Raw genomic sequence first — 24,555 nt, forward strand, 5'->3', positions numbered from 1 at the left:
CAGCGAGTCGTGGTCGTTGCGGTCACCCAGGTGACCCAGGTTCTCCAGCTTCGACTCCTGCAGCGAGGTGGCGATCGAGATGACGGCGGCCCGCTCCGGCAGACCGGCCTTCTTCGTCGCCGCGATGATCGCCTTCGCGTTGGCGGTCTGCTCGTCGTTCAGGTCAATGTGCGACTGGGCGCCCTGCACACCATGCGGAATCAGCTTCGAGCTGTCCGGCTTGTCGGCCTGCACCGCCACGGCGGCGGGCTTGGCGGTGACGGGGCCGGTGTCGGCGTGCGCGGCGATCGGACCGGCGAACACACCACCGGTGAAAGCCAGACCAGCAATACCGAGAACGCTCTTACGCAGCATCGTGTTCATGACAAAGCTCCTTGGGGGGTTGGCGCACACCCGGTGGGGGCCGGGAGGTGCGCAAGCACCGTCAGGCGCTCAAAAAGAGTGCAAGGGGGAAAGTCTCTGCCCGGTGCCAGCCGCGGGGCGGGGGCCTCGTCACGGCGCCGGGACCATCTGTAACGACCACCGGCCCGCTATCATTCCGGGGCCCGTCCGACCCGGTCGAGCGGGCCAGGTACTCGGTCGTACGCGAGATATAACGACCCGGGCCCCGCCACGATTCCGGCCTCAGGATGCCGCCGGTCACACCCGGAACGGACATCCGGCGCACCCGGGCAGCCGCCAGCCGGCCGGGACCGGACAGCCCGGACCATATCCCCGATCCGGCGGTATCCACGCCCAACGGACACCGCCACATCGGCGACACGGAGCCGATGTCGCCATCGGGAGGCCCCGTGCCCGGCGACATCCCCCGGACCGGCTCCCTTCTGCCCAGGGCAGATCCGCTCAACGTGAACACCCCTCCCCGTTGACCGTGGCCACCGGCAGGCTGGACGCATGAGACTGCTGGTGCTGGGCGGAACGGGATTCGTGGGTGGGGCCACCGTGGCCGAGGCGGTACGCCGCGGCTGGTCGGTGACGGTGTTCAACCGGGGGCTGCACGGCGACGCGCCGGCGGGCGTACACCGGTTGCGGGGTGACCGGACCGCGCCGGGCGGGCTGGCGGCGCTGGTTGGTGGCGAGTGGGACCTGGTGGTGGACACCTGGGATGGTGCGCCCCGGGCGGTACGGGACGCGGCGCGGGCGCTGGTGGATTCGGTGCCGCACTACGTCTACGTGTCCAGCGGTTCCGTCTACGCCGAACCCGTCGAACCGGGCTCGGACGAGGACGCGCCGACGGTCGAGGCGGCCGCCGACGCGGTCGACGGCGACTACGCGCAACTGAAGGCCGGCGGTGAGCGGGCGGCGGTGGAGGTCTTCGGTGATCGGGCGTTGCTGGCCCGGGCCGGGCTGATCCTCGGGCCGGGGGAGGACATCGGGCGGCTGCCCTGGTGGCTGGGGCGCGTCGCCCGGGGCGGCGAGGTGCTGGCGCCTGGGCCGCGCGACCTGCCGCTGCAGTACGTGGACGTGCGTGACCTGGCCAGGTGGCTGCTGGACCGGGGCGCGGAGGGCGTCGGCGGGGCGTACAACGTGGTGGGTCGCACCGGGCACGCGACGATGGGTGAGCTGCTCGACGCGGCCGTGGCGGTCACCGGCTCGGGCGCGGTGCTGCGCTGGACGGACCCGGAGCCGATCCTCGCCGCCGGCGTGGTGCCCTGGAACGACCTGCCGGTCTGGATCCCGCTCGGCCATGAGTACCGCTGGCTGCAGGAGCGCGACGTGACCCGGGCGTACGCGGCGGGGCTGGTCTGCCGTCCGGTGGCCGAGACGGTCGCCGACACCTGGCGCTGGCTGCGGGAGGTGGAGCGGGTCCCGCCGCGCGCGGGCCGACCGGCGCGGGCGGCGGTGGGCCTGGCCCCGGAGCGGGAGGCCGCGCTGCTGGCCGCCGTGTCGGGCGGTGTCATGCCGGCCTGACCGGTCCCCGCACCCGGGCTCCCGCCGGCGGCGGCCGGAGCGGGGCCGTCGCGGTCCGGGTCAGGCCGGCACCACCGGCAGGTCGAGCACCTCGTCCACGGAGCGGCGCGGGGTGGCGGCGGCGGGCTGCCCGTACCCGATCCGCGTCACCATCTGCGGCATGCCGAACCGGCCGAGGGACAGCCGCAGCGCCTCCCGCGCCCCCGGCACCTCGATCGGCTGGGAGAGCATCGACACGCTCAGCCCGGAGTCGGTGGCGGTGAGCAGCACCCGCTGCAGGGCCTGGCCGGCGACGACCTGGTCGGTGGCGGTGTTCCCCGCCGATCCGAGCACGGCGACCAGGGGCTCCGGTTCGAAGTCCCGCCCCGGCGCGCGGTTGCGCCCGCCGAAGCCGCGCTGCGGCAGCAGGTCCTGCGGTTCGCTCCGCGGACCGCCGGCGGCGGCCGGCACCCCGTCCGGGGAGGGCTCCGAGCGGATCCACGCGCGCCGCTCGGCCACGTACGCGGGGTCGCGTTCGAGCACCCGGTGGGCGCTGCGGGCGATCTCGGCGAACGCGTTGACCGCGCTGGTGCCGATGACCAGCTCCAGCCAGCACTGTTCGGCCCGGGCCGCCTCGCCGAGCCGCCAGCGGGCGTCGGCGGGGACCGGGTCGGGCCAGAACGGCGCGCGGTTGCTGAACCGGCGGCGGATGGCCCCGTGCAGGCTCTGCTCCGTCGGGGTGGGGCGGCGCGGCAGGTCGGGGACCAGCCGGGCCACCACGTCCGGCTCCGCCGGGTACGGGCGCAGCCGGACCGTGGCCGGCGTGCCGGCCACCGCGAGGGCCAGCCGCAGGTTGAACAGGGCCGCCCCGCAGGCGATCCGGGCGCCCCAGCCGGTCGGGTCGGTGGCGGGCAGCCGGCGCAGCGGGTCGACGGAAAGCTCGATCCCGCCGTCCCGCAGCCGGAACCGCCACGGCTGGGTGTTGTGCAGTGACGGCGCCCGGACGGCGTCGGAGACGGCGGCCCTGAGCTGCTCGACGGTGAAGCCGGTGTTCATGGTCTTGCTCCTTCCGTGGCAGGTCGTGCCGCCCTCCGGGTGTTCCATCCCCACGGTGCGGCAGACCGGGCCGGCCCGGGCAGGGCCGGAGGTCCCCCCTGGTGGGGCCGACCGCCCGGCGGCGGGGCGGCACGGTAGGGACCTTCGGCCCGTGCGGAAGTCGGCGGCGACCGGGTAGAAACGAGGGATGATCCGGGTGTTCCTGCTCGACGACCATGAGGTCGTCCGTCGTGGCCTTGCCGATCTGCTCCAGAGCAGCGGCGACATCGAGGTGGTCGGTGAGTCCGGCTCCGCCCAGGAGGCGGCCCGCCGCATCCCCGCGCTCCGTCCCGACGTGGCGATCCTCGACGCCCGGCTGCCCGACGGCAACGGCATCGACGTGTGCCGGGACGTCCGGGCCGTGGACTCCTCGATCAAGGGATTGATCCTCACCTCGTACGAGGACGACGAGGCGCTCTTCGCGGCGATCATGGCGGGCGCCGCCGGGTACGTGCTCAAGCAGATCCGCGGCACCGACCTGGTGGACGCGGTGCGCCGGGTGGCGGCCGGGCAGTCGCTGCTCGACCCGGCGATCACCACCCGGGTGCTGGAGCGGATCCGCAACGGCGTCGAGCAGCCGCGCGAGCTGAAGTCCCTCACCGAGCAGGAGCGGCGGATCCTGGAGTACGTGGCGGAGGGGCTCACCAACCGGGAGATCGCCGGCAAGATGTTCCTGGCGGAGAAGACCGTGAAGAACTACGTCTCCAGCGTGCTGGCCAAGCTCGGCCTGGAACGACGTACCCAGGCCGCGGTGCTCGCCACCCGGCTGCTCGGCAAGACCCACTGACCCCGGCCCGGCCCCGCCCGGACACCCGGATCAGTCGCGCAGCGGGACGCTCCAGCGCACCTCGGTGCCGTGCGGGATCACCCGGCTGAGCTGGAAGTCGCCGCCGAGGCGGTCGGCCCGCTCGCGGAGGTTCACCAGGCCGCTGCGGGCCGCCTCCGGGTCGCAGCCGACGCCGTCGTCGGTGACCGTCACGCTCACCCAGCCGGCGTCGGCCTTGACCGCCACCGTCACCCACTCGGCGTGCGCGTGGCGTACCGCGTTGGACAGCGCCTCGCGGAGCACGGCGGTGAGTTCGGGGCGCAGCGCGTCCGGGACGGCGCTGTCGATGGGGCCGGTCAGCTCCAGCGCCGGCCGGTAGCCGAGGGACTCGGCGGCCACCTCGATCGCGTCGCGGATCTCGGTGCGCAGGGCCGCGCTCATCGGGGTGCGCAGCTCGAAGATGGTGCGGCGGATGTCCCGGATGGTGGCGTCCAGGTCGTCGACGGCCGCGTTGATCCGCTTGGCCACCTCCGGGCGGACGTTCATCGGGGCGGCGCTCTGCAACTGCAGCCCGGTGGCGAAGAGCCGCTGGATCACCACGTCGTGCAGGTCCCGGGCGATCCGCTCGCGGTCCTCCAGGACCACCAGCAGCTCCCGTTCCTCCTGGCCCCGGGCCCGCTCCATGGCCAGCGCCGCCTGGCCCGCGAAGCTGCCCAGCAGCGCGACGTCGTCCTCGGCGGCCCGGCCGCTGTCCGGCCGGTGCGCGATCACCAGCACACCGTGCAGGACGTCCGCCGCGGCGAGCGGGGAGACCACCGCCGGACCGGCGACCACCGGCGCCGGCCAGGGCGCGGCGCCGGCGAGATCGTCCAGCAGCTGGTGGCGGCGCTCGGTGACCGAGCCGGCGAAGCTGGTCTCGGCGGCGGGCAGCACCGCGCCGACCAGCTCCCGGGCCCCGTCGTCGGCCCCGTCGACCACCTCGACGGTGAACTGGCCCTCGTCCTCGTCGTAGAGCAGCACCAGCGCCAGCTCCGCCTCGGCGACCTCGCGGGCGCGGCGGGCCACCAGGGTCAGCGCGTCGGTCCGCCGGACCTCCCCGAGCAGCACCGAGGTGATCTCGGCGGTGGCGGCCAGCCAGCGTTCCCGCCGGTGCGCCAGCGCGTAGAGGCGGGCGTTCTCGATCGCCACGCCGGCCGCGGCGGCGAGCGCCACCACGATCTCCTCGTCGTCCTCGGTGAACTCGGCCGCGCCCTGCTTCTCGGCCAGGTAGAGGTTGCCGAAGACGTGGTCGCGGATGCGGACCGGCACGCCGAGGAAGCTGTGCATCGGCGGGTGGTGCTGCGGGAACCCGTACGACTTGGGGTGCTGGGTGATGTCCGGCATGCGCAGCGGCCGGGGGTCGTCGATGAGCAGGCCGAGCACGCCCCGACCGTGCGGCAGCTCGCCGATCTTGGCGTGCAGCTCGTCGTCGATCCCGTGGATGATGAAGTCGTGCAGCAGCCGGTCCGGGCCGATCACACCGAGCGCTCCGTACCGGGCCCCGACCAGCTCGCACGCCGACTGCACGATCCGCTGGAGGGTGCTGCGCAGGTCGAGGTCGGAGCCGATGCCGACCACCGCGTCGAGCAGGGCGCGCAGCCGCTCCCGGCTGGCCACCACGTCACCGACCCGGTCCAGCATCTCCTGGAGCAGCTCGTCCAGGCGGACCCGGGACAGCGGGCTCAGGCCCAGCGACGGGGTCACGTGCTCGGGCCGGGGGTTCGGTGCGCTGGCCATCGGGCGATGCTATCGCCCGGTGACCGTACGGGACGAGCCGTGTTACGAGAGCTGGTCGCGTACCGCCGAGGTGTCGACGGTCAGCGCGGCGTCGAGCCGCGGGGTGTGCGGGGGCCCGGCGTGCGTCGGGTCCGCGATCCCCAGCCGCAGCGCGAGGTACGGGAAGCCGAGACCGGACAGCGTCTGGCGCAGCACCTGCCGGGTGCCCTCCACCTCGACCACCCCGCTCAGCGGCACCAGCGAGACCCCGAGCCGGGTGGCGGTCAGCCAGGCGGCGGAGAGCGTCTCGCCGGCCCGCAGCCAGCTGTCCGGCTCGTCCTCGGTGCCCCAGAGGATCCCGTAGACGGCGGCGCGGTCGTGCCCCGGGCCGACCGGCAGGCTGCCGGGGCGCCCGAAGTCGCGGGCCGGGACGGTGGTCTGCGGCGCCTGCTCGGGCAGCACCTCGGGCGGCAGCCCCGTGCCGGTGCCGGCCCGGCTGGTCCAGTACGCCAGCTCCTCGCGCAGCTGCGGTTCCTCCGCCTCGACCTCGGCGGCGTGCTGCGCCGCGGTGGCCAACTGGAGCTTCTGCCCGTCGTCGAGCAGTTGCAGGTTGACGCCCTCCCGGGTGGCCGCCCGGTCGATCTCGCCGAGGGCTGTCGTCGGCACCGGTTCCTCGCTGACCGGTCGCCGGTCGGTGTGCCGGACCTGCATGCACTGCACCAGGTGCATCGCGTCCGGGTCCGCCCCGGTGTGCCCGAACCCGGTCAGCCGGGCCATCAGGTCCGGCTGGGCGGGGTCGGGCAGCCGCTCCACCACCGGCGTCCAGCCCTCGGCGGCGAGCGCCACCCGGGCGTGGTGCAGCGCGGTGCCACAGCTGATCGTCAGCAGTCGGCCCTCCGGGTCGGTGGCGGTGAGCTGGCGGTCCCGGACCATCCGCAGCTCCAGCGCGTCGGGGAGGACCTTCCAGCGCCACGGCTGGGTGTTGTGCACCGAGGGCGCGTGGCTCGCCGTCCCGGCGGCCTCCGCGAGGGCGGTGGTCAGCGGGCGGTTCGTGGCCGGCGTCTGGTGGCTCATCGTCACGACCTTTCCGTCTCTCCCGGCCCCCGGGCAGGGGGCGGGGTTCCGGTTCCATCCTCGGGTGCGGGGCGGCCGGTCGCACGGTGCGCAGGTCCCCCGCCACCGGGCCCTTCGACCCCTCCCAGCTGGTCGACTTGTTCCCGCGAGCCCGGCGAGCGGTGGGCCGGGCTGCTGGCGGCGTGTTCAGCGTTCCCGGACCACCGCGACCGGGCAGTGCGCGTGATGCAGCAGCTGCTGGCTCACCGAGCCGAGCAGCATCCCGCGCAGCCCGCCCCGACCGCGGCTGCCCACCACCACGAGCTGCGCCTCGCCGCTCGCGTCGACCAGCAGGCCGGCCGGGTTGCCGGGCGACACCCGCAGGTCGACCTCGACGTCCGGGAAGCTCTCCCGCCACCGGGCCAGCTCCTCCTCGGCCGCCGCCCGCTCGGTGGCGGTCGCCTCCTCCGGGTCGAAGCCCGGCGGCACCCACCGCTCGTCGGGCGGCTCCCACACCCGGATCACCCGCAGCGGCACGTCCCGCTGCGCCGCCCGCTCGACGGCGAAGCCGAGCGCCCGGAGCGAGGACTCCGAGCCGTCCACGCCGACCACCACCGGCCCGGAGGTGGCGGTGTGGCCGTCCCGGACCACCACCACCGGGCAGTGCGCGTGGGCGGTGACGGACACCGCGGTGGAGCCGGCCAGCAGGCCGCCGAATCCGCCGCGCCCGCGGCTGCCGAGGACCAGCATCCCGGCCTCGGCGGACCGTTCCTGCAACACCAGGGCGGGTGGGCCGTCGTAGACCTCGGCGTGCACGGTGAGCCCGGGCCGCTCGGCGGCGGCGTCCGCCGCCGCCTTTCGGACCAGTTCCTCGACCTGCCGCCGGGCGTGCTCGTCCGGCCAGACGCCGGGCGCCAGCCCGGGACCGATCCAACCGGCCACCGTCAGCCATTCGAAGACGTACGCCAGGCGGATCGGCCGGCCGGAGCGGCCCGCCTCGTCCAGGGCCCAGTCCAGGGCGACTGTGGCGTCGGCGGAGCCGTCGTAGCCGACCAGGATCTCGTCCCCGCTCACCGGGCTGCCCCCGGTTCGCCCGCGAGCCCGCTCACTGCCCGCTCCGCAGGCCGGGTTCGGTCTCGCGGATCCAACGCCACTCGGCGACCAGGGGGGCGTCCTCGCCGTACCGGCGGGTGTAGTCGCGGCAGGCCTGCCGGGCGTCGACCATCTTCTGGCGGAGGTGGGCGGCGCGCGAGGCGAGCCCGGGCACCCGGTCGATGACGTCGATGACGAGGTGGAAGCGGTCCAGGTCGTTGAGCATCACCAGGTCGAACGGCGTGGTGGTGGTGCCCTCCTCCTTGTAGCCGCGTACGTGCAGGTTGTCGTGGTTGGTGCGGCGGTAGGTGAGCCGGTGGATCAGCCACGGATAGCCATGGTACGCGAAGATGATCTGCCGGTCGCGGGTGAAGATGGTGTCGAACTCGCTGTCCGGCAGGCCGTGCGGGTGCTCCGAGGGCGGTTGGAGGCGCATCAGGTCGACCACGTTGACCACCCGCACCTTCAGCTCGGGCAGGTGCTGGCGGAGCAGGCCGGCCGCGGCCAGGGTCTCCAGGGTCGGCACATCGCCGGCGCAGGCGAGCACCACGTCCGGCTCGGTGCCCTGGTCGGTGCTGGCCCAGTCCCAGATGCCCAGGCCCCGCCTGGCGTGCTGGACGGCCTCGTCCATGCTCAGCCAGTTCGGCGCCGGCTGCTTGCCGGCCACCACGACGTTGATGTAGTGCCGGCTGCGCAGGCAGTGGTCCATGGTGGAGAGCAGGGTGTTGGCGTCCGGCGGCAGGTAGACCCGGACCACCTCGGCCTTCTTGTTGACCACGTGGTCGATGAAGCCCGGGTCCTGGTGCGAGAAGCCGTTGTGGTCCTGCTGCCACACGTGGCTGGAGAGCAGGTAGTTGAGCGAGGCCAGGGGCTGCCGCCACTGGATGCCGCGGGTCACCTTCAGCCACTTGGCGTGCTGGTTGACCATCGAGTCGACGATGTGGATGAAGGCCTCGTAGCTGGTGAAGATGCCGTGCCGGCCTGTGAGCAGGTAGCCCTCCAGCCAGCCCTGGCAGAGGTGCTCGGAGAGCACCTCCATCACCCGGCCGTCCGGGGAGAGGTGGTCGTCGCCGGGGACCGTGTTGCCGACGAACGCCCGGTCGGTGACCTCGAAGACGGCGCCCAGCCGGTTGGAGGCGACCTCGTCGGGGCCGAACAGGCGGAAGTTCTGCGGGTTGGCGGTGATCACGTCGCGGACCCACTGGCCAAGCACGCCGGTGGAGCCGACCATGGGCTCGCCCGGCTGCTTGACGTCGACCGCGTAGGCGCGGAAGTCCGGCAGGTCCAGGTCGCGCAGCACCTGGCCGCCGTTGGTGACCGGGTTGGCGCTCATCCGCCGGTTCCCCCTCGGAGGCAGCGAGGTCAGCTCGGCGACCGGGGCGCCGGTGGCGTCGAAGAGTTCCTCCGGCCGGTAGCTGCGGAGCCAGCGCTCCAGCTCGGCCAGGGCCTCCGGATCCTTCCGCACCCCGTCGATGGGCACCTGGTGAGCGCGGAAGGTCCCCTCGACCTGCTTGCCGTGGACCTCCCGCGGGCCGGTCCAGCCCTTCGGCGTCCGGAGGATGATCATCGGCCAGCGGGGGCGCTCGACATCACCGCCTGAGCGGGCCCGGCGCTGGATCTCGGCGATCTCGTCGACCGCCCGCTCCAGCGTGGCGGCGAGGCTCTGGTGCACCCGCGTCGGGTCGTCGCCGGAGACGATGTACGGCTCGTATCCGTAGCCGCGCATCAGACCGAGCAGGTCCTCGGTGGGGATCCGTTCCAGCACCGTCGGGCTTGCGATCTTGTAGCCGTTCAGGTGCAGGATGGGCAGCACCGCGCCGTCGCGGGCCGGGTTGAGGAAGACGTTGGACAGCCAGCTTCCGGCCAGCGGGCCGGTCTCCGCCTCACCGTCGCCGATCACGCAGGCGACCAGCAGGTCCGGGTTGTCGAACGCGGCGCCGTACGCGTGGCTGAGCGCGTACCCGAGCTCTCCGCCCTCGTGGATCGAACCCGGCACCTCCGGCGCCACATGGCTGGGGATGCCGCCGGGGAAGGAGAACTGGCGGAACAGCCGCTGCATGCCCACCTCGTCCCGGCTGACCGAGTGGTAGAGCTCGCTGTAGGTACCCTCCAGCCAGGTGTTCGCCACCAGGGCCGGCCCGCCGTGCCCCGGGCCGGTGATGTAGATGACGCTGAGGTCGCGGTTGACGATGATCCGGTTGAGGTGCGCGTAGATCAGGTTGAGGCCGGGGCCGGTGCCCCAGTGGCCGAGCAGCCGGGGCTTGACATGCTCCGGCTTCAGTGGCTCGCGGAGCAGCGGGTTGTCGAGCAGGTAGATCTGCCCGACGGTGAGGTAGTTCGCCGCCCGCCAGTAGGCGTCAATCCGGCGCAGCTCGTCTTCGGCCAGTGGGCTGTGCAGGTCGAGAGCGGTGTCCATGCTGCGTTAGCCTCTCGCGGCTCGGGGTCTTCTGCCACCCGAAGGCGGGAATCCGCCCCCGGGCCCGTCCAGCTTCGCCCCAGGCCCGGGGATCTGATCAGGGTCGTTGGTCCCGGGACCGGAGGGCGTCATGTCCCGACCGGCGGTGCGGGGTCCAGTCCACGGACGACGATCACCGGGGCCGGTGAGTGGTAGAGCAGGGCCTGGCTGACCTCGCCGAGCATGCCCCGCCACGGTTCGTCCCCGCGCGCGCCGACGAGCGCCACCTGCGCGGACCGGGACTGTTCGATCAGGACGGCGCCGGGGTCCCCGCGGACGGTGTGGCACTCCGCGGCCACGGACGGGTACCGCTGGGCGTGCCGGGCCACCGCCGCGGTGAGCACCTCTTCTCCGTCGTCCGGCCGGTCGGGCTCGACCACCCGCACGGCGAGCAGCCGGGCGCACCGGCGTCGGGCGCAGTCGAAGGCGAAACCCAGGGCAGCCTGGGAGCTCGACGAGCCGTCCACTCCGACCAGCACCGGTCCCTGCGGTGCCGGCCCGGCCCGGCCGACCAGCACCGGGCAGCCGGCCCGGGCGGCGAGTTGCACGGCGGGCGCGTCGGCCGGTACGCAGTCCGGGCAGTCGGCCATCCCGCCGTCACCGAGTGCCACCATGAACGCCGAATCCGAGGCGCGGATCAGGGCGTCGACGGGGGAGCCCTCGACGATCTCGCCGCTCACCGGGACCGCCGGCTCGACCTCGCCGGCGACCTGGCCGGCCCGTTCGAGCAGGTCCTCCGCCGCGGCGCGCGACCCGGCCACGGACGGCGCCTCCAGCGCCGCCGTCCAGTTGAAGGCGTGCAGCAGGTGCAGCGGGCGGTCGTGGGCGGCGGCCTCGCCAGCGGCCTCCCGGACCACCTGGAGGTCCTCCCCCGACGACCCGACGCCGACCACGACGGCCCCGTGGGTGGGTGCGGCCATCCCGCCTCACCTCCCCGGCGCCGCGTACGGCACGACCACGATTTCCTTACCCACGGTAGTCGGGGCCGTGCCCACCCGGGGCGGGATCGGTCAGCGGAACTGGAGCCGGTTCACCGCGTCGAACACCCGGGCGCCGAGGAGCCGCCGGGTGTGCACCATGGCCCAGGCGGCGGCGGTGACCAGGTAGCGGGTGCGCGGCCGGCGGGCGGTCACCGCCCGTTCGATCACCCGGGCCACCGTTTCCGGCGTGGCCGACAGGGCCCGGTTCCGGTACGACTTCGCCATCACCGCGTCGACGGCGGCGACCATCGTCCGATACGGCCCGGTCGGGTCGGAGCCGGCGCCGAGGGAGGAGCTGGCGACCGCGCCGAAGCCGGTCCGGATCAGCCCCGGCTCGACGATCGTCACGTCGACGCCGAACGGTCGGACCTCCTGCCGCAGCGCGTCGGAGATCGCCTCCACCGCGTACTTGCTGGCGTGGTATTGACGTTCTCTCCGCCCTGACGGGCAGAGATTCCCTCCACGCTGCGCGCGGAACAGCGCGCAGCGCCCGGGTGGATTCCTGCTTCTCGGCGCGGTGCCGGCACGGGTGCCGGTCTTACCTGCGCTCCACAGGCGTTTAGGCTCTCCCAGCGTCCCTGGGCGAGGATGTTGATCGCCGCGTTGATGTCCCGGTCGTGGGCCGCCCCGCAGGGGCAGGTCCACGACCGGACGGACAGCGGTTTGGGTCCGTCGAGCCGCCCGCACGTGGAGCATGTCTGCGATGTGGGCGCGAACCGGCCGGTGCGGCGGAAGGTGCGACCGTACCGTGCGGCCTTGTACTCCAACATCGCCGTGAACGATGCCCAGCCGGCGTCGTGCACCGACTTCGCCAACCGGGTACGGCCCAGACCGGTCACGCACAGGTCCTCGACGTACACCGCTTGGTTGTCGCGGATGATCCGTGTCGAGAGCTTGTGCTGCCAGTCCCGCCGGCTGTCGGCCACCCGGGCGTGCGCCTTGGCGACCTTGACGACGGCTTTGGTGCGGTTGGTGCTGCCCCGCTGCTTGCGGGACAGGTCCTGCTGCAGTCGGCGCAGCTTGCGCGCCGCCCGGCGCAGGAACCTCGGCGCGGTGATCTTCTTGCCGTTGGACAGGACCGCGAAGTGCGTCAGCCCCAGGTCGATGCCCACCTCGGGCTCGACCCGCGGCAGCGTCTCCTCCTCAGTCGTTTGCACCACGAACGAGGCGAAGTACCGACCCCCCGCATCCTTGATCACCGTCACTGAGCTCGGCTCAGCCGGCAAGGCCCGGGACCAACGTACCGGCACGTTCCCAACCTTCGGCAACCTGAGCCGGCCGTTGTCCAGCACAGCGAATCGAGAATTTCTGGTGAACCGGATGGCCTGCCGGTTGTCCTTGCGAGACCGGAACCGCGGCGGCGCGACAGTGCGGCCCTTCCGCTTACCGGACAGCGAGGTGAAGAAGTTGCGGTACGCGTTGTTCAGGTCCGCGAGGGCCTGCTGGAGCACGACTGCGGACACCTCGCCCAGCCACGCCCGTTCCGGCGTCCGCTTCGCTTGGGTGATGACCCGCTTTGACAGCTCACCATCGGGCAGGTACGCCTCGCCCGCCTCGCGGGCTTCCTGGCGTGCGCGCAGCCCGTCGTTGAACACCACCCGCGCGCACCCGAACGCCCGCGCCAGCGAAGCCTGCTGGCCGGGCGTCGGGTAGACGCGGTAGTTGTACCGAAGCTGCACATCGGACAGTCTGGCATCGGCATATGACAGACAGCGGCAGCGTCCGCACTGCCAGGCACTGCGTCTTCGTCCTTCACGCCCACTTGGCCTTCGTGACGAAGTTCCGGTACAAGGTGTTCACCCTGGTAGCGGTGGCGTAGACGGTCAGGTCGGGGCGGCGGGCCAGGCGGCGGACGGTGGCCCGGCCGATGCCGGAGGAGGTGCCGGTGATCAGGACGGTGGTCATGACGGGGCTCCAGGGTGGGGGGCGAGGCCCGCGACGACCAGCGCGACACCGTCGCGAAGCCGCCGTCGGGGCAGGTCGGGGTCGGTGAGGTCGGCCTCCAGGCCGCGGGTGAGCGCGACCAGCACGTCGGCGACGGCCCGGGCCCGCGGCCCGGCGGCGTCGGCCAGCGCGCCGGCCACCACGTCGGTCAGTTCCCGGGTGTACGCCTCGGCGAGGTCCCCGGTGAGCCGGGTGCTGGTGTCGAGCAGTTCGGCGGCGTGCCGGCTCTCCCGGTGCAGGCGCAGCGTCAGCTCCAGCTTGGCCGCGAGCACGTCGTGCAGCCGTTGCGTCACTTGCACAAAACGTCAGAGCGTCAATGGCGGTCGCGGTCACGCCCGGACCGCGACGGTCGGGACCGGTGCGGGTGGTGCGGTGGAGGGCGGGCGGCGGGGGAGGGCTGCCCTCAGCGCGAGGTGGGGATGGCCGGGTGCACCCGGACGAGCACGGCGGTGGCGTTGTCGTCGCCGCCCGCGGCCAGGGTGGCGGCGAGCAGGGCGCGGGCCGCCCGCGCCGGGTCCCGGTCGGCCAGCAGGTCGCGGAGGCGGTGGTAGTCGACCTGGTCGCTCACCCCGTCGGTGCAGAGCAGCCAGGTGTCGCCGGGGCGCAGTGGGACGGCGAGCAGGTCCGGGTCCGGCCGGTCGGGGTGGCCGACGTAGCGCAGGAGCTGGTAGCGGGCGCGGGCCGCCTCCGGGGACGTCGCCGGCCACCAGCCGTGCAGCACGCCCAGCCAGGCCATCGTGTGGTCGACGGTGAGCAGCTCCAGGAGCCCGCCGTGCAACCGGTACGCCCGCGAGTCGCCGAGCTGGACGATCCAGGCCTGCTCGCCGTCCGGCTCGGCGACCAGGGCGGTGATCGTGCAGCCGGTCAGCTCGGCCAGGCCGGCGCCGGCCTGGCGTACCCGGGTCTGCGCCGCGGCCGTCGCGGCGCGCAGCTCGCGCGGCCCGACGGTGGGCCAGCTCTCGCGGAGCCGTTCGGTCAGGGTGTCCATCGCGGTGCGCCCGGCGACCCGGCTGCCCTCGCCGGCGCCCATCCCGTCGGCCACCGCGGCGATCGGCAGCTCGGGGTCGACGTGCAGTACGTCGAAGTTCTCCGGGTAGCGGTGCCCGACGACGCTGCCGGCGACGATCTCCAGCGTGGCGTGGCCGACGGTCAGCCGGCGGGTCGCCTCGACGGGTCGGTCCAGAAAGCGGCGACGGAACACCAGCGGACGTTAGCACCGCCGCAGGTCGCGGCCGGGGTGTCCGACGCGTGTCGGTGCGCGCCCGGCGAAGAACCCTGTCAACCACGGTTGACGGGGTTGCGGCGTCAACGTAAGTTGACACCATGAGTCAGGCAACGGAACTCGCGGCGGCCGCCGGCAGCACCGACCCCAAGGTCGGGCTCCGGGCCGTGCTCGCCCTGCGCCGGCTGCTCGAACGGCTGGAGGTGGTCCAGGTGGACAACGCCCGTCGACAGGGCTGGTCCTGGCAGGAGATCGCCGACGCGCTCGAGGTCAGCCGGCAGGCGGTCCACAAGAAGCACGCCGGGCGACCGGCGGTCCGAGGCAGCTGGGAGGCGTGATGTTCGAACGGTTCACCGACCGCGCCCGGGACGTCGTGCGGCGCGCCCGCGACGAGGCCCGGGCCGAGGGGCAGCGACCGGTCGGCACCGAGCACCTGCTGCTCGGCGTCCTCGCCGACGACGGCAACCTCGCCGTGCGGGTCCTCACCGACCTCGGTGTCCGGGCCGACGACCTGCGGGCCGCCGTCCGGCGGCACGTGGCGCGCGGTGGCGTCGGGCTCGGTGACGCCGACGCGGCCGCGCTGCGGGAGATCGGCATCGACCTGGCCGCCATCGTGGCCCGGATCGAGGAGTCCTTCGGCCCCGACGCGCTGCGCGAGGCGGTGCCCGCCCCGCGTCGCCGCTGGGGCCGCCGCCGGTACGCCGGCGGTCCGTTCTCACCCAGGTCCAAGAAGGTGCTGGAGCTGTCGCTGCGGGAGGCGATCCGGCTGCGGCACCACCACATCGGCACCGAGCACATCCTGCTCGGCCTGCTCCGCGAGGGGCAGGGGCTGGCCGCGCTCGTCCTCACCGAGGCGGGTGTCGACCTCGACGACCTGCGCCGGCGGGTGGAGACGGCACTGCGGACGGCGGCCTGACGCCCGAGGACGCCGAGCGGTACCACCCGGCGAGCGCCGCGGAGTGGGGCGAGGGGCGACCGGCTGGCTCGGCACCACCAGCGGCCGACGATCTCGCGACCGCTTGTGACCGAGGCCGCCGAGCGCACCACCCGGCGCGAGCGGCCACGGTGACCGATTCTGAAACCTTTCCGCCGTGCGCGCATCATCACCGTCGGCCGAGTCGCCGCCCCACCGGAGTTGCTGCACACTGACGCCGTGGACAGCGGACAGGACAAGCCGACGGCAGCTGACGCCGGGCTGCGCTCGGCCGTGGTGGTCAACCCGGTCAAGGTGGCCGATCTGGACGAGTTCCGCCGCACCGTGGACGGCGCCCTCACCGCCGCCGGCTGGCCGGCGCCGACCTGGTACGAGACCACCGTCGAGGACCCGGGGCGCGGCCAGACCGAGCAGGCCGTGCGGGCGGGCGCCCAGGTCGTCTTCGCCTGCGGCGGCGACGGCACGGTGATGGCCTGCGTCACCGCGCTGGCCGGCACCGACGTCGCGCTCGCCGTGCTGCCCCTGGGCACCGGCAACCTGCTCGCCGCCAACCTGGGCCTCTCCAACGACCTGGCCGCCGGCCTGCAGATCGCCGTCGAACGCGGACGCCGCCGGCTGGACGTCGGCGTCGTCGACGACCAGTGCTTCGCCGTGATGGCCGGGATGGGCTTCGACGCCCAGATGCTCGACTCCACCTCCGAGACCACGAAGGCGCGGATCGGCTGGCCGGCGTACATCGTGGGGGCCGCGAAGCACCTGCGGGACCGGCCGATGCGGGTCTCCATCCGGATCGACGACCGGCCGCCGCTACGCCGCCGGGCCCGTTCCGTGCTGGTCGCCAACGTCGGCCGCCTCCAGGGCGGCGTACGGCTGCTCACCGACGCCGAGCCGGACGACGGCTGGCTCGACGTCGCCGTGCTCACCCCCCGCACGCTCGGGCACTGGCTGGCGATGGGCTGGGCCCTAATGCGCCGGCGGGGCAGCGTGCCCCGGATGGAGGTCCTCAGGGGCCGCAAGGTCGAGATCACCAGCAACCGGGCCCAACCCCGGCAGCTCGACGGAGACCTGATCGAGCCGGGCCGGTCGCTCAAGGCCGAGATCAAACCGGCGTCGCTCTGGCTCTGCGTGCCGCGTCCCGCGCAGCACCCCGACCTGTCGGTGGACGCCGACGCGGCGGCCGAGCGCGGTGAGCGCCTGGTCGAGGAGGCCCGACGTGAGTAGCACCCGGATGGTGCCGGAGACCCGGCTGATGGCCCAGGAGGAGCTGTCAGCCGACGACGCCTGGCACACCCTGCGCCGCCACGGCGGCTGGCGCCTGCTGCGGGACGCCTTCATCCGGTTCCGCTACGGCGACGGGTTCAGCCACTCCCGAGCGTTCGCGCTCCAGTTCTGCCTGGCCGTGGTGCCCTTCCTGATCGCGCTCACCGGTCTGATCACCGACCTGGGCGCCGACGAGGGGGGCAAGGTCGTCGCCGACACCGTGCTCGCGCTCACCCCCGGGCAGAGCGAGTCGGTCGTGCAGGACCTGCTCGGCGACAGCGAGCGGACCGAACGCGCCGGCGAGCTGGCGCTGACTCTCGGCCTGCTGACCGGCCTCGTCGCGCTCACCACGACCATGGCCCAGATCGAGCGCGGCGCCAACCGGATCTACGGGGTCGAGCGGGACCGTCCGGCGCTGGCCAAGTACGTCCGGGCCGCGATCCTCGCGGTGACCGCCGGCGTGCCGGCACTGATCGGCTTCCTGATCCTGGTCGGCGGCCGGGCGATGGGCGACTCGGTGCAGCGGCACTACGAGTGGGGCGGCCTCGCCAACGCCGCCTGGGACGTGGTCCGCTGGCCGCTGAGCCTGGGGCTCACCGTGGTCGCCGTGGCGGTGCTCTTCCGGCACGCGCCCCGACGCAACCAGCCCGGCCTGTCCTGGCTCTACTTCGGTGCCGGCATCGCCACCGTGCTGTGGTGGCTGGCCAGCCTGCTGCTGGCCGCGTACGTCAAGCTCAGCGGCGGCTTCGGGCAGACCTACGGCGCGCTGACCGGGATGATGGCCCTGCTGCTCTGGGCCAACCTCACCGGGATGGCGCTCTTCGGCGGGCTGGCCTTCGCCGCCCAGCTCGAGGCGATGCGGATCGGCGTGGCGGAGCCGGCGCAGCCGGACCTGTGGGAGCCGGAGGCCGAACGCGAGGAAGTCCTCGACACGGGGGAAATGACCTCGCTCTGACCCGGACGCGCCGCGGGCCGCGTGTATCCGGTGCGCGAATCGGGTACTGCGCGCCTCGCAGAGGACAAGGGAGGTGCGGGGTGACCGCGGTCAAGGAGACGATGCGACGGCCGCTGGGGCATTTCGCGGAGCGGAGCGTCGCGGGGCTGCTGGCCGTCGTCGGCGCCGGCGCCGGGTTCGGCGTGCTGCTGATGCTCGTCCGGTTCAAGTGGGGCCCCCTGTACCACGCCGACCACGAGGCGGCCGAGTGGTTCAACGGTCTCGTCGCGCCGCACCACGCCCTGGTCACCGTGCTCCAGGCGGTCACCGACCTCGGTGGCCGTCCGGTGCTCATCTGGCTGGTCACCATCGCCGTGGTCGGCCTGCTGATCCGCCGGCAGTCCCGGCTGGCGGTCTACCTGATCATCACCGGGGTCGGTGGCCTGATCCTCGACCCGTCGCTGAAGGCGCTGGTCGGTCGGCTCCGGCCGGTGGTCGACGTGCCGATCACCCACGCGCCGGGCAACAGCTTCCCCAGCGGGCACGCGCTCGGCTCCTTCGTCGCGTACGGGGCGCTGCTGCTGGTGTTCCTGCCGGCCATGTCGCCCCGCTGGCGCAAGCCCGCCGTCGCGCTCGGCGCGGTGCTGGTGGCGCTGATCGGGCTGACCCGGATCGCGCTGGGCGTGCACTTCGTCTCCGACGTGATCGCCGGCTGGCTGCTCGGCGCGCTGTGGCTGGGCGTCACCGCGTACGCCTTCCGGCTGTGGCGCCGCGAGCGGGGCCGGCCGGTGCCGCCGCTGACCGAGGGCCTGGAGCCGGAGGCGGGCGAGGAGATCAGCCCCGCGCCGGCCGAGGAGCACGTGCTGGAGCACCCCCGCTCCGCCGTCGCCGAGCTGCTGGTCGGCTGGGTGATCGTGTTCGGCGCCCTGTACGCCTTCGGCATGTTCGTCAGCTATCACGCCAAGGGCACGTTCTTCGACACCCTGGACACCGCGGTGCCGCAGTGGTTCGCCGCGCGGCGTACCGACTCGCTGACCGGGTTGAGCTGGTGGTGGAGCAAGTTCGGTGACACCCACGCGATCCTGCTGGTGTCGCTGGTCTTCTGCCCGCTCGTGCTGGCGGTCTGGAAGCGCTGGCGTCCGGTGCTCTTCGTGGTGCTGGCGATGTTCGGCGAGCTGAGCCTCTTCCTCGCCTCGGCCCGGGTGGTGCAGCGGCCCCGCCCGGCGGTGGAGAACCTGGACGGCCACCTGCCGACCTCGTCCTTCCCGTCCGGCCACATCGCCGCGACGATCTGCCTGTGGAGCGCGATGGCGATCATCGTGTTCGCCCGTACCGACCGCTGGTGGCGCTGGCTCTTCGTGGCGCTGGCCGTGATCATGCCGGTCGGGGTGGCCACCTCCCGGATGTACCGGGGCATGCATCACCCGACCGACTTCATGGGCGCGATCCTGCTCGCCGCGCTCTGGATCGGGCTGCTCTACTGGGTGGTGCGGCCCAACGCCGACGTGCACCGGGGCAACCAGCCGGCCATCAAGTCCGAGCAGGTGCGCGAGCTGGACGACGAGCTGGCCAAGGCCGGCCGGGAGGACTGACCGGCGCCCATGCTGCGGGTGATGACCTGGAACATCCGGACCGGCGGCCGGGACCGCGGCGGGGACGACCGACTGGACCGGATCGTCGCGGTCGTCACCGCGCAGCGGCCCGACGTGCTGGCCCTCCAGGAGCTGCGCGACTTCGACCGGGGTGGGCTGCTGGCCGACGTGGCGGACCGGCTGGGCATGGCGCCCCACCTGGCCCGCTCCTGTCTCGGGCAGCCGGTCGCGGTGCTGGTCCGCCCGCCGCTGCGGGTGCTGACGTCGGGCCGGGTCCGCCGGCCGTTCCACCACGCCGCCGCGAAGGCCGTGGTCGCCACCGTGGCCGGACCGTTGACCGTGGTCAGCACCCACCTCGACCCGTACTCCGGTGGGCGGCGGCGGATGGAGGCCGACTGGCTGGCGGCGGCGGTGCGGCGCGCCGACGGCCCGTTCACCCTGGTCGCGGGCGACCTGAACACCCTCGACCCGACCGTCGACCACACCGAGCGGCTCGCCGGCCTGCCCGACCGCTACCGCCGTCGGCATCTGCGCCGCGACGGCCGTACCGTCGACACCCGCGCGGTGTCCCGACTGCTCGCGGCCGGCCTGGTCGACCTCTGGCCGCACGCCGGCGGCGCGGAGCCGGACGGGCAGACCGTGCCGACCCGGCACGGCGGGGCCGAGTTCGCCGCGATGCGCCTGGACTATCTGCTCGCCACCCCGGCGGTGGCCGCGCTGACCCGCCAGGTCCGGGTGGTCCGCGACGGGGAGACCGACCGGGCCTCCGACCACTACCCGGTGGTCGCCGAGCTGGAGCTGGCGCCCGGCTGAGCGGGATGGCGGCCGTTGCCCCGACCGACGACCGTGCTCGACCCGATCCGGCTCGCCTCCTGCGAGGCGCTGACCGCCGTCCGCTTCCGGCGGGGGAGGTCACCTCGCCAGGTCCGCGGCCACGATCGCGACGAAGACCAGCGTGACGAGTCCGCTGACCACCCAGGAGTGTGCGTTCGCCCAGCCGCGCACCCTCGGCAGGGCCGCCCTCGCGCGGTGGCCGAGGAGCAGCAGCGCCAGCAGGGGCAGGGCCAGCAGGAGCAGGGTCAGCACCAGAAAGGGGAGCAGGTGCCACCAGGGCCGGTCGTGCCCGGCCAGGCTGCCCGCGACGGAGGCCATGATGACCTCGTTGCTCGGGGTCGCGGCGAGGAGCAGGAGACCCAGCCCGAACGCGAACCGCGGCCCGGGTCCTCCAGCTTCGTCATCCACGCCGGCGTCTGGTCACGATGCCGGCGGAGGAAGACGATCACCAGCAGCACCAGCAGCAGTGCCAGGACGAGTCGACGAGGCGCCGGCCGCTGCCCTCCTGGTCGCCGCCGACGCTGCGCTTCACCCGGCGGAAGACGACGTACCAGACGGTCAGCGCGACGAGGAGGCCCAGCGCCGCCCCGACAGGTACGCCACCGAACTGCGGCGCGGTTGCCGGCCGGCGGCCAGGAAAACGGCGCTGATCAGTTGGGGTCCGGCGACCATGACCAGCGCCAACGGCAGGACGGTCAGCAGGTTCATCCGGTCGTCGCCTCCTCACCCACGCTGGGCCCCGGCCGGGGCGGGGCCGTGGTTCAGAGCAGCAGGTTGAGCAGGACGGTCAGCACGACCGAGGCGACGATCGAGAAGAGGATCATCAGGAGGCAGCCGAGGCCGCCGCCCAGGGGACGGATCTCCGTGTTGCCGATACGCATGGACTCAGCCTCCCAGCGCGGGCGCCAGCAGGGCGCGGATCGCGTCGGCGACCTGCGCCGGGGCGGTGGTGGCGACGTTGTGCGCGGCGGCCGGCACGGTGACCGTACGGGCGGCGGGGACGAGCCGGGCGACCTGCCGCCGCCAGGCCGGCGGGACGACCGGATCCCGGTCGCCGAACACCACCAGGGTGGGGGCGGTGACCTGGACCAGGTCCGCCTCGATCGCGTTGCGCACCGAGTGGGTCAGGGAGGCGTACACCCGCCACGGGCGGGCGTCCCGGACGTCCCGGAGCAGGATCGGGGCCTGCAACGGGGCCTCCCGCAGGGTGTCCACCAGCCACCGGCCGAACTGCCCGAGGCGGGACCGGGCCGCCGGATCGCTGGTCGGGCCGGCCAGCACCAGCGCGTGGACCAGGTCGGGCCGGTCGGCGGCGAGCCGGGCGGCGACCTCGGCCCCGAAGGAGTGCCCGAGCAGGCAGACCGGGCCCAGCCCGTACGCGGCGAGCCAGGCGGCCAGGTGCGCGGCGTGCCGGGACACGTCGTACGCCGTGCCGGGGCGCTCGGTCAGCCCGAAGCCGGGCAGGTCCGGGACGTACACCGGATGGGTGGCCGACAGGGTCAGCGCCAGCGGGGTGAGGTAGCGGTGCGAGACGGCGAGGCCGTGCACCAGCACCACGGGCGGCACGCCGGCGCCCGGGTCGGCCGACCGCCGGGTGTGCGTCCGCAGCCCGTCGACGAGCCGGAACTCGCTGGTCAGGCCGGCGGCGGGCCGGGGCGCCGCCAGCGCGAGCCGCAGCTCGGCCACGCCGAACCGCCCCGGCGCGGACACCGCCCCGAAGCCCGCCGCCCCGAAGCCCGCCGGCCCGGTGCCCGCCGGCCCGGATCGCGTCAGGCTCACAGCTCGCGCAGTCGCGGCAGCAGCTGCTCCTGCGCCCAGTCCAGGAACATCGGCTGGGTGTCGCCGCCCACCTGCACGATCGCCACGTGGGTGAAGCCGGCGTCGACGAACTTCTTGAACGCCGCGACGTGCTTGTCCAGGTCCGGGCCGCAGGGGATGCCCTCGGCGACGTCCTCCTCGCGGACGAACTGGGTGGCGGCGGCGAACGACTCGGGGCCGGGCAGGTCGGCGTTGACCTTCCAGCCCATGCCGAACCAGCGGAACTGGTCGTGCACGAGCTTGCGGCATTCGGCCTCGTCCGGGCCGTAGCAGATCGCCACCTGGCCGTAGCGGGGCTGGCCGGCGCCGCCCGCGTCGTCGTACATCTGGATGAGGTGCGGGTCGGGCTCGGTGGCGACCAGGCCGTTGCCGTACTCGGCGGCGAGGGTGGCGGACTGCCGGCCGGAGGCGGCGACGGCCATCGGCACCGGGCGGTCCGGCCGGTCCCAGAGGTACGCGTCGGGGACGTCGAAGTGGTTGCCGGAGAAGGTCAGCGTCTCGCCGTTGAGCAGGGGCCGGATGATCTGCAGGGCCTCCTCGAACATCTCGTGCCGCTGCTGCACGTGCGGCCACCCGCCGATCACGTGCTCGTTGAGGTTCTCCCCGGCGCCGAGGCCGAGGGTGAACCGGCCGTCGGAGAGCACACCGATGGTGCTTGCCTTCTGCGCGACCACGGCGGGGTGGTAGCGGCGGATCGGGCAGGTCACGAAGGACATCAGCTCGGCCCGGTTGGTGGCGTGCGCGACGGCCCCGAGCACCGACCAGGCGTACGGGGAGTGGCCCTGGGAGTCCAGCCACGGGTAGTAGTGGTCGGACATCACGAGCTGGTCGAAGCCGGCCGCCTCGGCGCGTACGGCGTGGTCGACCAGCTGCTTCGGGCCGATCTGCTCGCACATCAGGGTGTAACCGACCTTGACCATGGTGTGGCCCTCCTTCCGGGCGGATCGTCACCGGATACCCCGCCGGCGGGCGGTCAACCCTGGCGTCCGCTTGCCCGGCCGGACGTCTTACCGCACGGCCGATGCTGCCTACAGTCCCGCCTTGACCGGGTCAGGGAGCGGCGCAACATCGTGTGGTGGGGATGATCGCCCGTGTGGCGGCCCGCGATGTCCTTCGAGGAGCGCCGGTCGACCCGCGTCAGGGCAGCTGTCCGGCCGGCGGCTCACCGTCGGTCGTCCCGCTCGCCAGGCGGGCGGCCCGCATCGTCAGGTAGCGCTGCTCGGGCAGGCTCGTGGTCCGCGCGGCCGCGGCCCGGTAGTGGGCCGTCGCCCGGGGCGGGTCGCCGGCCATCTCGTGCAGGTGGGCGCGGGCCGCGTCGAGCCGGTGGTGCCCGGCCAGCCGGGGGTCGGCGTCCAGCGCGTCGAGGGCGGCCAGCCCGGCGGCGGGGCCGTGCACCATCGCGGTCGCGACCGCCCGGTTGAGCGAGACCACCGGGTTGGCGGAGAGGCGCTCCAGCACCTGGTAGAGGGCGAGGATCTGCCGCCAGTCGGTCGCCGCGGCGGTGGGCGCCTCGTCGTGCAGCGCGGCGATGGCGGCCTGGAGCTGGTACGGCCCGACCGGTCCGTGCGCCATCGCCCGGGTGACCAGCGCGGTGCCCTCGGCGATCGCGGCCGGGTCCCACCGGTTGCGGTCCTGGTCGGCGAGGGAGATCAGCTCGCCGGACGGGCCGGTCCGGGCCGCGGCCCGGGCGTCGGTGAGCAGCATCAGCGCGAGCAGCCCGGCCACCTCGCTGTCGTCGGGCAGCAGCGCGTGCACGCCCCGGGTCAGCCGGATCGCCTCCTCGGACAGGTCCACCCGGCGCAGGTCCGCACCGCCGCTGGCGGTGTGCCCCTCCGTGAAGATCAGGTAGAGCACGTGCAGCACCGTCGCGAGCCGGTCCTGCCGCTCACCCTCGTCCGGCATCCGGAAGGGCAGTCCCGAGGCGCGGAGGCCCTGCTTGGCACGGCTGATGCGCTGCGCCATGGTGGCCTCGGGGACGAGGAAGGCGCGGGCGATCTCGGCGGTGCTGAGCCCGCCCACCGCCCGCAGGGTCAGCGCGATCGCTGACGCCGTCGACAGCGACGGGTGGCAGCAGAGGAAGAGCAGGACCAGGGTGTCGTCCCGGTCCGCGATGAGCGGCTCGTCCGCGGCCGGCGCGGTCCGCCGGTCGTCGCCCTCCCGCCGGGCGGCGCGGTCCTCCCGGTCGCGGCGGGCCGCCTCGGCCCGGACCAGCTCGATCATGCGGCGGTACGCGACCTGGACGAGCCAGCCGCGCGGATTGTCCGGCAGCCCGTCGACCGGCCACTGCGTCGCCGCGGCGAGCAGCGCCTCCTGCACCGCGTCCTCGGCGGTGGCGAAGTCACCGAACCGTCGGGTGAGCACGCCGAGGACCTGCGGCGCCAGCTCGCGCAGCAGGTCCTCGACGACGATTGGTTCCGGCGTGTCCAGGCGTCAGATCTCCTGCGGTGGCGCCGACATGACCGGGTGCACCTCGATCGGCATGTTCAGCGGCCGGCCGCCCGGACCGGGCGCGGTGGAGATGTGCGCGGCGATCTCGACCGCCCGCTCCGGGGTCTCGCAGTCGACGATCCACCAGCCGGCGAGGAACTCCTTGGTCTCCGCGAACGGGCCCTCGGTCACCACCGGCGCGCCGCCGGCGCCGGCCCGGACGATCCGCGCCTGCTGCGGCCCGCCCAGGCCCTCCGCCTGGACCCACTCGCCGTCGGCGGTGAGCTTCGCGTTGACCTCGTGCATGAACCCGATGTGCGCCTGGATCTCCTCCGGCGTCCAGGTGTCGATCGACGGGAAGTCTGTCCCGGCGGCGCTGAACTGCATCAGCAGCATGTACTTCACGGTTCGCTCCTCACGCCTGTGCACCGATTCTCGGTGCTTCCACCCTCCGGTAGAAGCTGCCACCCCGGTTCTCGACATCCGTCGGCGAAGATTCCGAAA

Annotated in this window: 25 protein-coding genes and 1 pseudogene; 8 read left to right on the forward strand and 18 right to left on the reverse strand. The window is 73.8% G+C overall.

Features of this window, described 5'->3' with window-relative positions; genetic code table 11:
* Positions 1-363, reverse strand: a pseudogene (locus tag ACFOYX_RS08530) (hypothetical protein); the annotation flags it as partial.
* A gap of 531 nt (positions 364-894) precedes the next feature.
* On the opposite strand from ACFOYX_RS08530, the gene ACFOYX_RS08535 reads away from it, so the two are divergent.
* Positions 895-1,911 carry an NAD-dependent epimerase/dehydratase family protein gene (locus ACFOYX_RS08535; protein ID WP_322443988.1) on the forward strand — a complete coding sequence of 339 codons (1,017 nt, stop codon included), beginning with the start codon at positions 895-897 and terminating at the stop codon, positions 1,909-1,911.
* A gap of 60 nt (positions 1,912-1,971) precedes the next feature.
* On the opposite strand, the gene ACFOYX_RS08540 is transcribed toward ACFOYX_RS08535, so the two are convergent.
* Positions 1,972-2,946: an Acg family FMN-binding oxidoreductase gene (locus ACFOYX_RS08540; protein ID WP_322443989.1), complete on the reverse strand. Its 975-nt coding sequence runs from the start codon at positions 2,944-2,946 to the stop codon at positions 1,972-1,974.
* Positions 2,947-3,133: 187 nt separating this feature from the next.
* Here ACFOYX_RS08540 and ACFOYX_RS08545 point away from each other — a divergent pair, with 187 nt between their 5' ends.
* On the forward strand, positions 3,134-3,772 hold the full coding sequence (locus tag ACFOYX_RS08545) for a response regulator transcription factor (protein WP_322443990.1): 639 nt from the start codon (positions 3,134-3,136) through the stop codon (positions 3,770-3,772).
* Between the two features lie 30 nt (positions 3,773-3,802).
* Here the strand turns inward: ACFOYX_RS08545 and ACFOYX_RS08550 are convergent, their stop codons facing one another.
* The 10 genes from ACFOYX_RS08550 to ACFOYX_RS08595 all read right to left on the reverse strand — a co-directional run bounded on the left by ACFOYX_RS08550 (position 3,803) and on the right by ACFOYX_RS08595 (position 14,231).
* Positions 3,803-5,527, reverse strand: a complete 1,725-nt coding sequence (locus ACFOYX_RS08550) for a GAF domain-containing sensor histidine kinase (protein WP_322443991.1) — start codon at positions 5,525-5,527, stop codon at positions 3,803-3,805.
* A 42-nt stretch (positions 5,528-5,569) separates the two neighbouring features.
* A complete protein-coding gene (locus ACFOYX_RS08555; protein WP_322443992.1) occupies positions 5,570-6,580 on the reverse strand; it encodes an Acg family FMN-binding oxidoreductase in 1,011 nt (336 codons plus the stop codon).
* A 186-nt stretch (positions 6,581-6,766) separates the two neighbouring features.
* Complete coding sequence (locus tag ACFOYX_RS08560; RefSeq protein WP_322443993.1) at positions 6,767-7,633, reverse strand: universal stress protein; 867 nt, start codon at positions 7,631-7,633, stop codon at positions 6,767-6,769.
* 31 nt (positions 7,634-7,664) lie between these two features.
* On the reverse strand, positions 7,665-10,067 hold the full coding sequence (locus ACFOYX_RS08565) for a phosphoketolase family protein (RefSeq protein WP_322443994.1): 2,403 nt from the start codon (positions 10,065-10,067) through the stop codon (positions 7,665-7,667).
* A 128-nt stretch (positions 10,068-10,195) separates the two neighbouring features.
* Entirely contained in the window at positions 10,196-11,026 is an 831-nt protein-coding gene (locus tag ACFOYX_RS08570; protein WP_322443995.1) for a universal stress protein, read from the reverse strand.
* A 90-nt stretch (positions 11,027-11,116) separates the two neighbouring features.
* Positions 11,117-11,488, reverse strand: coding sequence for a hypothetical protein (locus tag ACFOYX_RS08575; protein ID WP_322443996.1), 372 nt, complete (start codon positions 11,486-11,488; stop codon positions 11,117-11,119).
* On the reverse strand, positions 11,431-12,765 hold the full coding sequence (locus tag ACFOYX_RS08580) for a transposase (protein WP_322443997.1): 1,335 nt from the start codon (positions 12,763-12,765) through the stop codon (positions 11,431-11,433). The genes ACFOYX_RS08575 and ACFOYX_RS08580 overlap by 58 nt, the downstream gene beginning before the upstream one ends.
* Positions 12,766-12,838: 73 nt before the next feature.
* A complete protein-coding gene (locus ACFOYX_RS08585; RefSeq protein WP_322443998.1) occupies positions 12,839-12,991 on the reverse strand; it encodes a hypothetical protein in 153 nt (50 codons plus the stop codon).
* Positions 12,988-13,323 carry a hypothetical protein gene (locus ACFOYX_RS08590; RefSeq protein WP_322443999.1) on the reverse strand — a complete coding sequence of 112 codons (336 nt, stop codon included), beginning with the start codon at positions 13,321-13,323 and terminating at the stop codon, positions 12,988-12,990. The genes ACFOYX_RS08585 and ACFOYX_RS08590 overlap by 4 nt, the downstream gene beginning before the upstream one ends.
* A gap of 110 nt (positions 13,324-13,433) precedes the next feature.
* Positions 13,434-14,231, reverse strand: a complete 798-nt coding sequence (locus ACFOYX_RS08595) for a PP2C family serine/threonine-protein phosphatase (protein ID WP_322475161.1) — start codon at positions 14,229-14,231, stop codon at positions 13,434-13,436.
* A gap of 122 nt (positions 14,232-14,353) precedes the next feature.
* On the opposite strand from ACFOYX_RS08595, the gene ACFOYX_RS08600 reads away from it, so the two are divergent.
* From ACFOYX_RS08600 to ACFOYX_RS08625, 6 genes are all read left to right on the forward strand, one after another.
* Positions 14,354-14,590, forward strand: a complete 237-nt coding sequence (locus tag ACFOYX_RS08600) for an HTH domain-containing protein (protein WP_089010418.1) — start codon at positions 14,354-14,356, stop codon at positions 14,588-14,590.
* A complete protein-coding gene (locus tag ACFOYX_RS08605; protein ID WP_322442737.1) occupies positions 14,590-15,168 on the forward strand; it encodes a Clp protease N-terminal domain-containing protein in 579 nt (192 codons plus the stop codon). Before ACFOYX_RS08600 ends, ACFOYX_RS08605 begins: the two co-directional genes overlap by 1 nt.
* A gap of 237 nt (positions 15,169-15,405) precedes the next feature.
* Entirely contained in the window at positions 15,406-16,407 is a 1,002-nt protein-coding gene (locus tag ACFOYX_RS08610; RefSeq protein WP_322442736.1) for a diacylglycerol kinase family protein, read from the forward strand.
* Positions 16,400-17,401 carry a YihY/virulence factor BrkB family protein gene (locus ACFOYX_RS08615; RefSeq protein WP_322442735.1) on the forward strand — a complete coding sequence of 334 codons (1,002 nt, stop codon included), beginning with the start codon at positions 16,400-16,402 and terminating at the stop codon, positions 17,399-17,401. The genes ACFOYX_RS08610 and ACFOYX_RS08615 overlap by 8 nt, the downstream gene beginning before the upstream one ends.
* An 80-nt stretch (positions 17,402-17,481) precedes the next feature.
* Positions 17,482-18,972, forward strand: a complete 1,491-nt coding sequence (locus tag ACFOYX_RS08620; protein WP_322442734.1) for a phosphatase PAP2 family protein — start codon at positions 17,482-17,484, stop codon at positions 18,970-18,972.
* Between the two features lie 9 nt (positions 18,973-18,981).
* Complete coding sequence (locus ACFOYX_RS08625) at positions 18,982-19,785, forward strand: endonuclease/exonuclease/phosphatase family protein (protein ID WP_322442733.1); 804 nt, start codon at positions 18,982-18,984, stop codon at positions 19,783-19,785.
* Between the two features lie 99 nt (positions 19,786-19,884).
* Here ACFOYX_RS08625 and ACFOYX_RS08630 read toward each other — a convergent pair whose 3' ends face one another.
* From ACFOYX_RS08630 to ACFOYX_RS08655, 6 genes are all read right to left on the reverse strand, one after another.
* Positions 19,885-20,214, reverse strand: a complete 330-nt coding sequence (locus ACFOYX_RS08630; RefSeq protein WP_322442732.1) for a GAP family protein — start codon at positions 20,212-20,214, stop codon at positions 19,885-19,887.
* A 150-nt stretch (positions 20,215-20,364) separates the two neighbouring features.
* Positions 20,365-20,514 carry a hypothetical protein gene (locus ACFOYX_RS08635; protein ID WP_322442731.1) on the reverse strand — a complete coding sequence of 50 codons (150 nt, stop codon included), beginning with the start codon at positions 20,512-20,514 and terminating at the stop codon, positions 20,365-20,367.
* Between the two features lie 177 nt (positions 20,515-20,691).
* Entirely contained in the window at positions 20,692-21,585 is an 894-nt protein-coding gene (locus tag ACFOYX_RS08640; RefSeq protein WP_322442730.1) for an alpha/beta hydrolase, read from the reverse strand.
* Positions 21,582-22,544, reverse strand: coding sequence for a TIGR03557 family F420-dependent LLM class oxidoreductase (locus ACFOYX_RS08645; protein WP_322442729.1), 963 nt, complete (start codon positions 22,542-22,544; stop codon positions 21,582-21,584). Before ACFOYX_RS08645 ends, ACFOYX_RS08640 begins: the two co-directional genes overlap by 4 nt.
* A gap of 217 nt (positions 22,545-22,761) precedes the next feature.
* Positions 22,762-23,985 carry an RNA polymerase sigma factor gene (locus ACFOYX_RS08650; protein ID WP_377533869.1) on the reverse strand — a complete coding sequence of 408 codons (1,224 nt, stop codon included), beginning with the start codon at positions 23,983-23,985 and terminating at the stop codon, positions 22,762-22,764.
* Positions 23,986-24,054: 69 nt separating this feature from the next.
* Positions 24,055-24,447 (reverse strand): YciI family protein, encoded by a 393-nt coding sequence (locus ACFOYX_RS08655; protein WP_322442740.1) that lies wholly within the window; start codon positions 24,445-24,447, stop codon positions 24,055-24,057.
* Positions 24,448-24,555 lie beyond the last annotated feature (108 nt).

The organism is Micromonospora sp. GCM10011541 (genome assembly GCF_042650725.1).
In the GTDB taxonomy this organism is placed as follows: domain Bacteria; phylum Actinomycetota; class Actinomycetes; order Mycobacteriales; family Micromonosporaceae; genus Micromonospora; species Micromonospora sicca.